Source organism: Streptomyces sp. NPDC050738, from assembly GCF_040654175.1.
Classification (GTDB): Bacteria; Actinomycetota; Actinomycetes; order Streptomycetales; family Streptomycetaceae; genus Streptomyces.
In genome coordinates, this window is sequence record NZ_JBFAHN010000001.1 from 601388 (window position 1) to 614971 (window position 13584).

At 67.1% G+C, this 13584-nt stretch carries 16 protein-coding genes; 10 read left to right on the forward strand and 6 right to left on the reverse strand.

All coding sequences use genetic code 11. From position 1 onward, the window contains the following. The first annotated feature begins 16 nt into the window (after positions 1–16). On the forward strand, positions 17–370 hold the full coding sequence (locus AB0H78_RS02990) for a hypothetical protein (RefSeq protein WP_363232443.1): 354 nt from the start codon (positions 17–19) through the stop codon (positions 368–370). Between the two features lie 25 nt (positions 371–395). On the opposite strand, the gene AB0H78_RS02995 is transcribed toward AB0H78_RS02990, so the two are convergent. Then, complete coding sequence (locus tag AB0H78_RS02995) at positions 396–995, reverse strand: 2'-5' RNA ligase family protein (RefSeq protein WP_363232444.1); 600 nt, start codon at positions 993–995, stop codon at positions 396–398. A 34-nt stretch (positions 996–1029) separates the two neighbouring features. Next, a complete protein-coding gene (locus AB0H78_RS03000) occupies positions 1030–2487 on the reverse strand; it encodes a helix-turn-helix transcriptional regulator (RefSeq protein ID WP_363232445.1) in 1458 nt (485 codons plus the stop codon). Between the two features lie 236 nt (positions 2488–2723). Between AB0H78_RS03000 and AB0H78_RS03005 the strand changes: the two genes are divergently transcribed. Then, positions 2724–3206 carry a hypothetical protein gene (locus AB0H78_RS03005; RefSeq protein WP_363232446.1) on the forward strand — a complete coding sequence of 161 codons (483 nt, stop codon included), beginning with the start codon at positions 2724–2726 and terminating at the stop codon, positions 3204–3206. A gap of 270 nt (positions 3207–3476) precedes the next feature. Then, positions 3477–4145 carry a class I SAM-dependent methyltransferase gene (locus AB0H78_RS03010; RefSeq protein WP_363232447.1) on the forward strand — a complete coding sequence of 223 codons (669 nt, stop codon included), beginning with the start codon at positions 3477–3479 and terminating at the stop codon, positions 4143–4145. Between the two features lie 522 nt (positions 4146–4667). On the opposite strand, the gene AB0H78_RS03015 is transcribed toward AB0H78_RS03010, so the two are convergent. Next, positions 4668–5471 carry a hypothetical protein gene (locus tag AB0H78_RS03015; protein ID WP_363232448.1) on the reverse strand — a complete coding sequence of 268 codons (804 nt, stop codon included), beginning with the start codon at positions 5469–5471 and terminating at the stop codon, positions 4668–4670. A gap of 701 nt (positions 5472–6172) precedes the next feature. Between AB0H78_RS03015 and AB0H78_RS03020 the strand changes: the two genes are divergently transcribed. Continuing rightward, positions 6173–7288, forward strand: a complete 1116-nt coding sequence (locus AB0H78_RS03020) for a pentapeptide repeat-containing protein (protein WP_363232449.1) — start codon at positions 6173–6175, stop codon at positions 7286–7288. Between the two features lie 703 nt (positions 7289–7991). Here AB0H78_RS03020 and AB0H78_RS03025 read toward each other — a convergent pair. From AB0H78_RS03025 to AB0H78_RS03035, 3 genes are all read right to left on the reverse strand, one after another. After that, positions 7992–8309 carry a hypothetical protein gene (locus AB0H78_RS03025; RefSeq protein ID WP_363232450.1) on the reverse strand — a complete coding sequence of 106 codons (318 nt, stop codon included), beginning with the start codon at positions 8307–8309 and terminating at the stop codon, positions 7992–7994. Between the two features lie 822 nt (positions 8310–9131). After that, positions 9132–9452: a divalent-cation tolerance protein CutA gene (gene cutA, locus AB0H78_RS03030; protein WP_363232451.1), complete on the reverse strand. Its 321-nt coding sequence runs from the start codon at positions 9450–9452 to the stop codon at positions 9132–9134. Further along, the gene (locus AB0H78_RS03035) at positions 9449–10060 is read right to left on the reverse strand and encodes a helix-turn-helix transcriptional regulator (RefSeq protein WP_363232452.1); all 612 of its coding nucleotides are present in this window, start codon (positions 10058–10060) and stop codon (positions 9449–9451) included. The genes cutA and AB0H78_RS03035 overlap by 4 nt, the downstream gene beginning before the upstream one ends. Positions 10061–10223: 163 nt before the next feature. On the opposite strand from AB0H78_RS03035, the gene AB0H78_RS03040 reads away from it, so the two are divergent. The 6 genes from AB0H78_RS03040 to AB0H78_RS03065 all read left to right on the forward strand — a co-directional run bounded on the left by AB0H78_RS03040 (position 10224) and on the right by AB0H78_RS03065 (position 13509). Further along, on the forward strand, positions 10224–10568 hold the full coding sequence (locus AB0H78_RS03040) for a hypothetical protein (protein ID WP_363232453.1): 345 nt from the start codon (positions 10224–10226) through the stop codon (positions 10566–10568). A 5-nt stretch (positions 10569–10573) separates the two neighbouring features. Continuing rightward, positions 10574–11944, forward strand: coding sequence for an FtsK/SpoIIIE domain-containing protein (locus AB0H78_RS03045; protein ID WP_363232454.1), 1371 nt, complete (start codon positions 10574–10576; stop codon positions 11942–11944). A gap of 87 nt (positions 11945–12031) precedes the next feature. Continuing rightward, positions 12032–12208 (forward strand): hypothetical protein, encoded by a 177-nt coding sequence (locus AB0H78_RS03050; RefSeq protein WP_363232455.1) that lies wholly within the window; start codon positions 12032–12034, stop codon positions 12206–12208. Positions 12209–12286: 78 nt separating this feature from the next. Beyond that, on the forward strand, positions 12287–12925 hold the full coding sequence (locus tag AB0H78_RS03055) for a DUF2637 domain-containing protein (RefSeq protein ID WP_363232701.1): 639 nt from the start codon (positions 12287–12289) through the stop codon (positions 12923–12925). Between the two features lie 12 nt (positions 12926–12937). After that, positions 12938–13132, forward strand: coding sequence for a hypothetical protein (locus tag AB0H78_RS03060; protein WP_363232456.1), 195 nt, complete (start codon positions 12938–12940; stop codon positions 13130–13132). A 26-nt stretch (positions 13133–13158) separates the two neighbouring features. After that, positions 13159–13509: a SpdD-like protein gene (locus AB0H78_RS03065; protein ID WP_363232457.1), complete on the forward strand. Its 351-nt coding sequence runs from the start codon at positions 13159–13161 to the stop codon at positions 13507–13509. Positions 13510–13584: the final 75 nt, after the last annotated feature.

The window sequence follows — 13584 nt, forward strand, 5'->3', positions numbered from 1 at the left end:
GCGTACCATCCGCTCTGTGCCCAACTTCGCCTTCCCCGATGACCTCAGCGCCGCCCAGCTCGACCTCCACAAGGCCCAGGCGGAACATCAAGCCTTCGCCCTGACCCTCCCGCTCGGCGCCGAACCTCTGGACGAGGTCGATGACAAATCCCACTGGTACCGCCGGAACCACCCCCGCCCGGCCTCGCCCGGATACACCCCAGAGCAGGCCACAGAGCTCGCCCGTCTCCGCGCCCTCGTGCTCGAACTCGCCACCAAGGTGGTCACGCACCCGTACTGGGAAACGGTCGAGGCCGGGTCTCGCGTGGACGCCCGGACAGCCCTGAAGCACGTCCACGACCAGGCGGACGACCAGGCGGAGGCCGCGTAAGTCAGCGTCCCGCCCTGCACGCGCATCAGCCGAGAGGAATCTGAGCGAAGTCCTCCCACTCGTACATGCGGTGATCCCGGTTGATCACGATGAGGTCCGCGTGAGTGATCCGCGCCGCCGCGGGCTCGATCCGCGCCGCCTCAACTGCAGCTTCGTACGGGGCCAGCGGCCCCGTACCGCTGCTGTACCCGATGGAGACGTGGGGCCGGAACCCGGCGGCCTGCTCAGGTACGTCAGGGAGCACGTCGCCGATTGCCGCGCGGATCGCGTCGCGCACAGCACGCACAGGCTCGTCCGGTTGGACGGGGACGAGGATCGCCTCCGGGTCTACGACTGGTCGTCCGAGCGTGACGTCGAAGGCCGGCACTGCGGCCAGCCGGTCGCGCGCCGCCATCGCGATCTCAGTAACGACCGCCTGCTCGATCTCACCGACGAAACCGACGCCCTGCATGGTCAGGTGCAGCCACTTATCCGGGATCAGGTCCAGCCCACCCACGGGCGCCACAGCAGCCCGGTACTCGGCCGCGAAGCGATGCACCTCTGGCTCGCTCTCGAATGTGAGGTGCCAGGTGTAGAAACTTCGGCCCTCGCGCCAGCCCGGACGCCACCACCAGTGATCACGCATGTGCTCAGGTGCAGAGGTCATGCGTGAGATCAAATCAGGAGGGCCCCTCCCCTGACGAGAGGGCAAGGCACCTCGGGGCCGAATCCTCGGACCATTGGACGATGGTCTGCCGTGCGACAACTGTCGTTGCAGCAAGCGCAGATGGATCCCGGGACATGGCTGCGGCGAGCTCCAGCATCCGTTGCGTGACAGGCCCCATGCGTCGCTCGGGTGGCATGGCCAGGACCGGGAGGAGTGCCTCCATGACTCCCTCTGGCTGTCCGCAGCCCAGGAGCGCGGTGGCCTGGCTGATGTGGATCTGCGCCTCGGTGCCGTACGCGCGGACCGGCTCTGTGGCGAGCAGGCGGAGTGCGGTCTGCGTCTCGCGCAGCGCGGCCGCCGGCTGTCCGATCCGAAGGTGCACGGCTGCCGCATAGTTCTCCTGGCGCGCCTCGGGGCAGGAGAACAACCCTCCGATCTCGTCGCCCCCCACCATCACGCTCCGCGCGTTCATGGCCCTGCTGAGCGCTCCCTCAGCCTCGACGGCGGCACCGAGGAGCGACCAGGCGTCCGCCTCCTGGCAGGCGAGCAGCGCACCGACCGTCCCGTCGACAGTCACGAGCGCGCCTCTACGAGCATGATTCACCGCGTCGCGTAACCGTCCATCCCACAGCGCGACCTTGGATCGGGTGGAGCAGACCCAGGCCCGTAGCCCGTCGTGTCCGGCGTTCTCGGCGCACAGCCAGGCGGTCCGGCCGTGGGTGTCTGCCGCGCGGAGGTTTCCCAGGTCGGAGGACATCCACGCCAGGAGCCCGCACAGGTAGCCGGCGGACACATAGAGGTCCGCGGACTGGCGCGGCGGCTGGTGTCCCTCAATGAGCGCAAAAACCCTGTCGCGGAGGGTGCGTGTGCGGGCGAAGAGCTGCAGTGCGTCGCCGGTCAGGTAGTCGTGCGCGAGCGTGCGCACGTCGGCGAGGATCTGCTCCATGGCGATCTCACCGACGTTGGTGGCCTCCGCCCACTGTGCCCAGCTCGCCGATTCCGTGGCGGCCGCGAGGACGCGATCGGTCTCAGGCTCGACGGGCAGAGGTGGAGGCGAGGACGCTGGTTCGGCAGCGCCCTGCTCTTGTGGGTGGTGTTGAAGGATTCGCAGGTCGTTGTCCGGAAGCGCGCGTCGGTCCTCGATGTCGAGGATGTTCTCCACGGTGCAGCCGTAGACCTCTGCGAGCGCTACGAACACTGGCAGGCTCGGGCGCCGCGAGCTCAGCCCCGGCCACTTCTCCCACTTGCTCACGAGGCTCGCGTCGGCCGCCATGCCTGGGCCCTCGTTGATGCGGTTGGCAACCTCCTGCAGCGTCCATCCGTGCGCGTGCCGCCATGCCTCGCGCGGCCGCATGTGCCATCGGCCTCGCATCTCCACGGCGATCTCTGCGGTAGTGCATCCGGCGTCGAGCATCTCGTGGCGGAGGGCGTCGCGTTGCGCTTTGCTGCCCGGTCTGGGCTGTGACGTCATGGGTTCTCCCAGCGTGCGGGGGGATTCCCTCACGGTAGCCAGGTCGTCACTGCCGACGGTGGCGACCTCCAGAATTTGATGCCGCAACTCGTCCAAGGCCGAGACCACTTGACGTTCTTTCAGCAGGTCAAGGAGTTCTCGATTGGCCAAAAAAGTTGGGCACGGGTGACCGTGACGGCTGGGCCCCAGGTTGCGAATGTTGAGGCATCCGAATCGATCGACGCCCGGGAGCTTCCGTGAACCCCCAGTTCGGCACTGAAAGAGCCGTCGCCGAATGGCTTGCCTCGACCCTCGACGACCCCGATCGCGCTCACGGAGCCTGGGCAATTCACCGGGTTGCTGCACTGCCTCTGGGCCGCGAATTCTGTGTCATCCGCCTTTCACGGGAACTGGTGGAGGCCGCTACGTCGAGCACGGACCCCAGCACCATCTCTGACGTCCTCGCCGAAAGCCTCGACGGCCCGGTCATCTGCGACCCCGTATGCCACCGGTACTACGCACTCGTCCCTCCGACCGGGGCCGCACCCTGGCCGGCAACCAAGGGCGCGGAGTGGGTCGGTGAAGGCACGGTCGTAGGCATCCCGGAAGTCGGCGGGATGGCTCCTCAGCTCATCACCTACTGGTCTGTCCCTTTCGTTTCGCGGCACGAGTTGTGCGACCCCGGCCTGATCCGCGACCTGGTGCTGGTCGGCGAGAAGCGTCTGGCGGCGTCGCTGTGAGCACGGTGACGGATCGTCGGAGCTTCGACGCGATATACCGGCGATTCCTGGACCACGCCCAGGGCTGCCGGGCCGCGTGTGGGCAGGTGGGCACGAATTGCTCGGCACCTCACCACTGCCGCGAGGGCCGTCGGCTCTGGATCCAGGTGAAGGCCGCCCGCCTCCCTGTCAGCGGCAGAGAGGCGTAGCGCCATTCCTGGATCGGTTCGCCCCTTGTTCTCAAGCCGCCCGGCCGCACGCCGGGCGGCTTCCCTCAGAACGGAGCAGGCAGTGCCAGACACCTCCGCGATGGATACGTATGCGCAGCAGAAGCGTGATCGACGCCCCGCGAGCGGGGGCAGCGACGCAACGTGGTTCAACTGGACCCAATACCCGGCCCACGGCCCGGGGGCCGAGGTGCTGGGCATCGGACCGGGCGCCTCCGTGCTGGATCTGGGCTGCGGAAAGGGCGGTAATTTGGCGCACATCTCGACACTCGGGGCGCGCGCCGTCGGTGTCGACATCTCCCTCGCCCAGCTCCGCGCAGCCAAACGCTGGGGAGCCCGCGACGGGATGGCTCTCCGCCACGGAAGCGCTCTCGAGTTTCTCAAGGGGACGAGCGAGGATTTTGATGCCGTGTACTCGGTGTTCGGGGCGGTGTGGTTCAGCGATCCGGGCGTTCTGCTCCCTGCGATCCGCCGACGGTTGCGCCGTGGGGGCGTCCTCGCGTTCTCGCAGCGTCCGCCCATCGTGGACTGCTACGGATGCCAGGCCTCGTACATCAATCGGAGGCCTGACCAGGACCCGGTGGTCGTTCGGCGGTGGGACTACGAACCGGAGCGGTGGAGGGAGATCCTTCACGAGCACGGGTTCACCTTGATGGCGGCGCAGGTGCTACGGCCGCCGCCTGGCCCGAGGGAGATCGGCACGCTGCTCGTTCGTGCGGCCGCTACTGGCTGAACCGTCAGTCGGCTCAAGGATTGATTTTCGGCCAACTGGCCAGCATTTCTACGCATGTTGGAATATGCCGACGGGATAGCTACCGAAGCGGCTCGCGATTCCGCGATAGTAAGCGCTACCACCTACTTGTACGCATGCATGCGTCCCGGACCCGACGCACACCCGAACTCGCCGCCCTTGTGGGGTGGTTGAGTGCGGGCAGAGTGTGATGTGCGTCCGCTCCGCCCGCAAGGGATTCGGCGAAAATAGTCGATCCTGGCCGCCCCGCCCCCGCTACCGGAGGCGGGGCGGTTTACTGTGAACAGCATGAAGCCCCCTGCCGGCGAACACGGCAGGGGGCTTCTGCTTCCGGCGGAGGGCCTCCCGAGCACCTCACACCGGGCTGATGCGGGTTGTGCGTCAAACGCAGGGTCGGGGCCCATACGTTTCCCACAGCCAATTTACTCAGTCCGAGTGCTTCCGTTTCTGGAGTATGCCCACGTGCACACGAGACCATGACGTTGTGTTCGGAATGTTCGACGTTCAGAGATCCCTTTCAGGGCTCCGCCCCCACCAGGCCATTACCTGATACATCGACCACGGCCCCTCCGCCCCGTGAAGTCGCGCCAGTTCCTCCCGCAGGTTCTTCAACTCCTTGTTGACCGTCCGCTCCTTCAGCCCGATGCGCGGACCCACCTGCTGCTGGGAGTAGCCGTCCTCCAGGACGCGCAGGATCCGCCGGTGGCGATCGGACGTGACCGCGGCCGCCAGGAGCTCGTCGAGGTCGCGCCACGGAGTGCCCTGGTCCAGGGTCATCCGGAAGGAGGCCCTGATCCACATGACGGATGCACGGTCGGTGACGTGCCACCCGCAGTTCGGATCGGAGTCCGCGGTGACGTGGTTGTCGATGAAAAGGTGGCGCCTCCCGATGAGGACCAGGCGGGGGAAGGGGCTGCCGTAGGCGCGGACGTCGGCGCCGGCCTCGACGAGCTCGGCCACGGTCTCCCGGGTCTGCGCGTGCTGGTAGGCGGCGGAGGTGTAGAGGCTCCGGACGTCCACACCGCGGTGCAGGGCCGCGACGGTGCGGTCGATGCCCATCCGCACGACCTGGGGGTCCCGGTCGGAGGGGGCGTCCGGCTGGGCGGTGAGGATCTCGTCGGTGGCGGCCGCGGTGAGGTAGCCGATGCGCTCGTTCATTTGGTCCATGGGCAGGAACTCGCTGCCGGGGCCGCCGTAGAGCCGGTAGGGGTCGTAGTGGGCCACGAGGGCCTCAAGGGAGGGGAGTTGAGCCATCTGGTCGGCCAGGAGGGCCAGGCGGGCTTGCGTGGCCGTCAGGAAGGCGTCCACTGCCTCTCTGGGGTCCCGTGCAAAGAAGGAGAGGGGAGCGCTCCCAGTAGCGCCGATAAGGCCGCGGGCGATGAGCCGGTCCGTGCTCGGCCCTGGTGGGACAGCGACGCCGGCGGCGATGTTCTTGTAGGTCTGCTCGTCCTCGTCCAGCAGGGGTAGGTGCTGCCCTACCTCTGGACGGTCTAACTCGGTCATCTGGCCCCCCAGTTGCGGTGCGATTCCCGCACTGCGTGATTCGGCACGGGGGTTTCCCTGTGCCGCTCTCTCCCCACGTGTCAGCCTAAGGTGCAGGTTCGGTGACGGAGACGTGTTCGAGGCTTGGAGGTTCGGTGTCTAGATTCGGAATCGCGGCGGCGGGCGTGGCGCTCGCCGTCTCAGCAGCGTTGGGCGTGGCTGGAATGGCAGCAGCGGATACCCCTCAGCCCGTCCCTGCGGCGGATGTTGGGTGGGGAGCTCCGCCGGCGGACGGAGACGCGCCTGCGGCGGTTGTCTCTACACCGTCTCCCGTGCCGTCGACGGACGACGTCGGTTGGGGATAACCCACCCAGTTGTCCACAGGCCCCGGTCAGTACTCGGGAGGTACCTGGCCGGACCCAGACGCCCCCTGCCGCTTACATCGGCAGGGGGCGTTCTGGTGCACAGGGTAGACCGGTGGCCGCAGGTTCGGGAGGCATAGGGAGGAGGTGTCATATGCCGGAGCGGTGACCACGTCACGCCTCGGCACCAATCGTGCGGACACGCCCAACCGCGGTGCCCTCGCGGGTAAGACCGCCAGCATGAAGAAGCGCCTTGGGGGATGGGTCGCCGCATTGTTGGGCGTCGCGGTGTTCGTGCTGCTGCTGTGGAAGGGCCCCTGGTGGGCTGATGCGGGGCACCTGGGACCGGGGCTGACCCCAGGTAGAGCCGCTGTGATCACCGGCTTCCGAACAGTGATCATCGCGGTCGGGGCCGGCGTCGTCGCCAGCCTGGGCCTTTACTACACCGACCGCAGTTTCCGGCACACCCGAGAACTCTTCGAGCACACCCGGGAGAAGGACCGCGAACAGGCCGAGCTGACCCGCGAGGGCCAGGTGACCGACCGCTACGCCACCGCGATCGGTCTGCTGGCGGCAGAGAATCTCACACGGCAGTTGGGCGGGATCTACGCCCTTGAACGGATCATGCGCGACTCACCGAAAGACAGCGCCACCGTTGTCGAGGTGCTCGCCGCGTTCATCCGCGAGCACGCCCCTCTACCGACTGCCAACGAACCGTGGGCGGTCGGAGACGGAGCCACACCTTCTGAGCATGTCCAGGCAGCAGCAACGGTCCTCGGTCGCAGGCTTGAGCGCGAAGAGTCTTTCGCATTGAACCTGCAACGGACCAACTTGTGCGGTGCCGACCTGTCCTATGCCCACTTGAAGGGCGCACGGCTGGGCGAGGCTTACCTAGAGAGTGCCCAACTGCTCAAGGCCCATCTGGAGGGCGCGGACCTGTTCAATGCCCAGCTGGCGCGAGCGAACCTAGTTCAGGCTCACTTGGAAGGCGCTGACCTGCTCGGGGCCCACCTAGTCGGCGCGCGCCTGCTCGGGGCCCACCTAGTCGGCGCGCGCCTGGTCGGGGCCCACCTGGAGAATGCGATTCTGATCAGTGCCCATCTGGAGGATGCGGACCTGATGAATGCCAACTTGGAGGGCGCGTTCCTGACCGGCGCTGGGATGGCGACGGCGAAGCTGTCCATTGAGCAACTTCTCGGGGCCCGAAGTTTCCGGAACGCAGTGTTGCCTGACGCCATTGCGCGAGACCCGCGAGTACAGGCCCGCCTCGCAGAGGACTGAGCCATAGCCGTGGCCGCCACTCTGCACGGATGGCACAGAGGGCTTCGTGCCGGTTACCTGCCAGACGTCTGGCTCGCCGCTACCGCCCGCAGCGGCGCTTACTCAGCGCGCGCAGTGCGGGTTGAGATTGGCTGACATCAGTTCGCCGAGCTTGTGACATCAACGGCGCTGCGAGTTTGGGCTTCCATTGGGCTTTTGCAGATCCACACATGTAGAAGGCCGGTAGATCCAGGGGGATCTACCGGCCTTCTGACCTGCGGTGCAGGCGGTGGTGGGGCTAACAGGATTTGAACCTGTGGCCTCATCCTTATCAGGTCGATCATGGAGGCCAGTCGCCCCAAGGGTTCTCACCGTTTTGACTGCCTACGCGGGCGTACAGGTCTGCCCCTGATCGGCAGGATTCGGGCCCGTTGGTGTCAGCCGGTGATGTCAGCAAACCCCTGGGCTCTTGACAGCTCGTGCCATCGAGGGATGGCGGTGGACCGGGCCGGACCCCGATCCTCCCTCGCAGTAGAGAGCCGTGGTCTTGGCTCCGGCATCGATCTACTGCACCCCCTGTGGCGGATTCCGGCAGGGGCTGGCGGGCGTCTCGACCGTAGTGGTCTCGGTTGCTTGATCGCCAATTTTTGCCGCACCCAATTTCGGAGGTCGGCGAAGCGACTGTGAGCAGTGTCCTGCCTGGTTCGGGGTCAGGAACTTCGGATCAGTACCGGTAGGTGGCCTTCGTTCCACGAACGTGGATGATGAAGTCCTCGATGACTGGTCGGCCATCGGTTGGCACAAGCGTCGCGCCCAAGCAATGGACAGCGTGCAAGGCGTCGCTGACGGCTCGTGCTTCCGGATCGGTAGCTGGGTCGTGGCTGTCCAGGGAAGTCGTCCAAGCCTCGAAGATCGGTTGTACTGCTTCCCAGCCAGGACCAGGGCTGAACTCCGCGAGGAAGAACGGCATGTCGCACCCGTCCTCAGTGAGAGTTCCTAGCAGCAGGTCCCCGCGCATCAGCTTGATCTCGCTTGAGCCCATGCTTTGCCCTCCCGACACCCCTCGATGACCGCAGGTTACAGCGCGGTCGGTGTAGCGGCTTTGGCCGGTGTCCTGCCCGGTTTGGGGTTGAGCATGATCAGGGGGCCGTACGCTGCCAGCGACTCGGGCAGGCTTCACCCCTGCCCGCAATGTGACCGAGTGGCCCCCTGGTCTTGCTCGACGCGGGACCCGAACCGGGGAGGTGGGTAAAGCCGTGGAACCGACCGCCCCGACCACGGACAGGGTTTCCCGCTCCTCAAGCCCGTGCCGGCCGTTTGGTGGTGCCCCGCGGTGGGTCAGCGGGCTGTATGAACGCCCGGGAATCAGGCAGCTTCGGACCGCGTACATCCGTCGCCACGATCCGGCCTCAATCGGTAAAGACAACGCGTCCTTCACCTGCACTCTCAGGCTCCCCCTCAGCCAAGCCCAGTGCTGGTTTTCGCCCCCTTGTGGGCGCGGACGGGCGACGCCGCGCGGCCCCACTGACGCAGGCATTGTGGGAGCCGCGCGGCGGCGTCCGTCCGGCGCCGCCGCGCTTGCGCGGCACTCGACTCCCTGAGATCGATTGACTCCGTCATCCTGGTTGCACGGGCTTCGGCAAGGGGTGGGGCCTGCTGCTGCGCTCGATGAGTTCGCCCATGCCGTTTTCCCCTACCAGAGGTCGGATCGGGGCGGCGGGGGTGCGTGGTCCGGGAGCGGCCGATGATTCACCAGGGGCGTCATCGGCGGATGGGTTGGCAATGATCCAACCTGCGGGGTCGGCACCGACCGCGCGAGCGCAGCGAGCACTTGATGATGTAGGGAAACTCTGTCCGCGCCCGGCTACGCCGGATTCGACTGCTCAATGATCCACGCCCGGTAGGCGGGAGTTGCATCGCTGATCGGCATCGTGATGACGCTGGGCACCTTGTAGGGGTGCTCCCGAAGTGTCCGATCCATGATCGCCGGGACACGGTCCGGCACCGTACGCACGATGGCCAAGGCTTCGCCCGTGTCGTGGACTTCGCCTTCCCATCTGTAGATGGACCTGACTGGAGATATGTTCCCGGATGCGCACAGACGATCTTCGACTAGCCCGCGTACGAAGGATGCGAGCCATTCGGCATCGGGTGCGGTGATCAGCACTGCACAGACATCTGTCATAGGGACGTTCCTTGATCCTCTCGGAGCCTCGCATTCAGCTCTAGGGCTTCGTCCTTGGTTCGAGCTGCCGTTCCCCAACCAGTCATGATCTTGCTGTCGTAGCCGAGTCCGACCCACCGGCCGGACATGGTGCCCCCATGGGGATGCAGCACGAAGTACAGAGTTCCCTTTGACCGTACGGGGCCGTCGTTGGCCACATACCAGCCCATGAGGACTTCTTGGTCCCACAGCCGGAGCTCACCACGCCAGTGGTAGCCGCCCTTCTCGGCGCTGAGGCCTCGGGCCACCGTGTCGAGGTGGATCAACTCCTCTTGCTGGGCGAAGTTGACCTCTTGCACAGCGATGGCTTCCTCGCCGTCTCGGGAGGTCTGCCAGGACATCCACCATGTGCCCGACAGGTCGATGCGGTGTGCGGGTTGGCCTGCCAACTCGTTGACGGTGATCCCAAGGGCGTGCGCGATGGCCACGGCGACGGACAGGACTGGTTGTTGCTCGCCTGCCTCGTATCGCCGGATCTGGCGGCGGTCAACGCCTGCCGCTGCGGCCAAGTCAGCTTGCGAGATTCCCAGCTCGCCTCGTCGTTTGCGGATCACTTCATGCAGGTCCATGCCTCCCATTATCGGGGGACGTCTTAGTCCTTGACAAGCGGACTCATCCGCCCCATGCTCTGAGGCAGAAAGAGTCCCCATGCTGGGGACTAAAAAGCCGGGAGCGGTGCACTACCGCCAAGCAACGCACCGCTCCCTACCCCTCTTTCAAGGGAGTCTCATCATGCGTCAGATCCCCGTAGACACCACCGCCATGACGGTGATGCTCATTCAGGCCCCCGAACCGAAGATCAAGAACCGGGAGACCGGTGAGATCGCGACCGACCGCCAGACCGGCCGGACCCTGTTCAACGTGAACGTGGCTGTGATCGTGGACGGCCGCCCGGACGCGCTGACGATCGTGGTTGCTGAAGATGGTGTGCAGCCGGACCTCTTCCCCGGCGTCCCCGTCGCTCTGCCCGGTCTGGTCGCCCGCCCGTGGGAGAACGACTTCGGGCACGGCATCAGCTACCGAGCCGCGGCCGTGACCGCCGTTCAGGTTCCTGCCATGTCGAACGGCAAGGGCTGATCGCCATGTCCGCATCGACGCTCTTAGTACTGGCGGTGATCCTGACCGCCCTGCTCCTCCTCGCCCGGGTCAAGGCTCCGGCCGTGTACTGGACCCTGGTGGGCTTCCCCGCCGCGCTCTACCGGGTGCTGTCCGCCTGGCGCTCGACCATGGAAGCCTGCGAACTGATCGTTGACCCGCCCTGGTGGAAGGTCTTCGCCCACAAGATGGCCTCGCCCGGCGATGCGACGGTGGCCAAGCCCCGTATCCCGCACATCCGGAGCCTGCGCCCGACCGCTACCGGCCTGCGTCTGCGGCTTCGTCTGGCCGCGGGCCTGACACCGGACGATGTCGTCAAGTCCGCTGAACGCCTGCGGCACGCCTGGGCCGTTCACTCCGTGCACGTCCGTGAGGTCAAACCGGGCGTGGTGGACATCCGCCTGACCGGCTTCGATGTCCTGGCCCGGGTGAGGATGCCGCGCCGTCTGGCCGCTGGCCCTCTGGCCGTGTCCGTCGCGCTGCGGGAAGACGGTCTGCCGTACGTCCGTGACTACCAGGACATCCCGCACGCGCTCACGTTGGGCGCCAACAAGTCCGGCAAGTCGATGTATCAGCGCTGCTTGATCAAGGGTCTCGCGCCGCTGGACGTGGCCTTGGTCGGGATCGACTGCAAGCGCGGTGTGGAACAGTCCGCGTTCGCTCCGCGGCTGACGGCTCTTGCGATCACCTCGGCTGAGGCTGAGGGCCTGCTCGACGCACTCGTGATCGAGATGGAAGAGCGCTTCGACCTGCTGTGCCTGCATCAGGGCATCGCCCCCGGCACCCCTCTGGAAGACATCACCTCGGACATCTGGGGCCTGCCCAAGAAGCTCCGGCCGGTGCCGATCGTGTGCCTGATCGATGAGATCGCGGAACTCTTCCTGACCGTCTCCCGCGCGGATGCCGTACGCCGCGATCACATGGTCACCCAACTGGTTCGCCTCGCACAGCTGGCCCGCGCCGTCGGCATCCACTTGGAGGTGTGCGGGCAGCGCTTCGGCTCCGAACTCGGCAAGGGCGCAACCGCCCTGCGCGCCCAGCTCTCCGGGCGTGTGGTGCACCGCTGCAACGACAAGCAGACTGCCGAAATGGGCCTGGGCGACATCAACGAACTCGCCGTCGCCGCGGCCACCGCGATCGCCTCCGAACGCGCGGGCACGGCCATTGCCGGTGACTCCTCCGGTGGCTGGTCCCGTATCCGCACCCCGAAGACAAAGATCGGTGAAGTCGCCGCGGTCTGCCGCGAGTTCGCGCACCTGACCCCGGACATTCCCGCCCTGGCCGCATACCGGCCACAGCACATCGCGGGTGTTCCTGCCCCGGCTCCGGCGCCGGTCGCCGTCCCGGGCACCCCGTAGTACTTCGCCTCAACCCCCGGTCGGCGTGACCGCCTCGCGCCAGGTCCCTACCCCTCCCATGCCTCAAGCCGGAATGAGGACACCGCCGTGACCGCTCGCAAGGCCGCCCCGCGCAAGCACCGCCCCGCCGACTGCCCGGTCTGCAAGGGCACCGGAGAGATCCCCGTACCCGTCCGCCTCGGCCGCGCTCGCCGCGTGGTCGGCACACAGAACGGCTTCTGCCTGAACTGCCTGGGCTCCGGCCTCAACCCCGACACCGACTGATCACCGCCGCTGCCGGGCGGCCGGACACAGAGTCCCCGCCCGGCACCGGCCCCAACACCCTGGAAGGGGGAACCCGTGATGAAAGCCAACCTGCGCATGGACGCCGTGCTCGTACAGGCCGTGATCGCCGGGGCCCTGTCCTTCGCTCACCTCCACGACATTGCCGACGCTGCCGGACAGCACGGGTGGAAAGCCTGGGCCTACCCGATCAGCGTGGATCTCCTCCTCGTCGCCGCATGGCGCCGCCTGCGCACAACCGGCCCGTCCCGCCTGGCGTGGTGCTGGTTCCTCGTCGCCCTGACCGCCTCCCTGGGTGCGAACGTGGCAACGGCCGGATTCCTCGACCTCGCCAACACCCCTGCATGGCTGCGGTTCCTGGTGGCCGGATGGCCCGCGCTCGCGTTCATGGGCGGCACCCTCCTCGCCCACGCACCCCGCCCCGGCTCCGACCCGTCGGCAACCGTGCCGGCCGAATCGACCCCCGCTCCCGCGGCACAGTCCGCATCGCTGGAGCGCGAGGAAACCCCCGCTCCGGCACCTACTCCGGCTGCGCTGCCTGCCGCCGTTCCGGTCCCTGCCGCGCTGTTGGACCACGCCCAAAAGGTCGCCACCGCACACCGCACCGCCACCGGTGCCCCGATCGACGCCGAGACGCTGCGCGCCCGCCTGGGTGTCGCCCCTCAGCTCGCTGACGCCATCGCATCCCAACTCACCTGAAAGGCAAGCCCGATGACCATCTCCCTGCCCTTCGTCCTGGTCCTGGCCCTGATCGCCTGGGCTGCCGTCAAGTACCTGCACGTCCGCGGCTGGCTGGTGGTCGTCCTGCTGCTCCTCGGCTTCTACCTCCAAGGAACCTTCCTGGCCCCCGCCATCGACTCCGGCACCCGGTCCGGCGTGGACGTCATCAACCAGACCGGCAAGTGATCCCCAACCCCGAAGGGAGAAAGACCATGTTCAAGCCCCAGTACCCGACCAACCCGACCCCGACCGGCGCCGTCTACCCGGTGATCCAACCCACCGCCGTGATCCCCGCGGCCCCCGTCCAGCCGCAGTACTCGGCTCCGTGCGCCTGCCAGAACCACAACCCGGCCCCCGCTCCGGCTGCTCCGGCGCGCACGGGTGTGCAGCTCTCCACAGGCGGTGTGATCGCCCTCGCCGTTGGCGGAACCGGCGTCGTCCTGGTGGTCGGTGCGGTCCTGGTCTCGATGTTCCTCGCCGTCGCCGTCACCGCGGGATCGCTCGCGCTGCTCGCCGTGGTGCTGCGCTCGATGCTCAACAACCCACCAACCAACCACCGTTGACCGGCCCCCGGGCGGCTTCCACCGCCAAGTTTCCGCCGCCCGGGCGCCGCACTCCTGCCCGATCCACTGAACCGG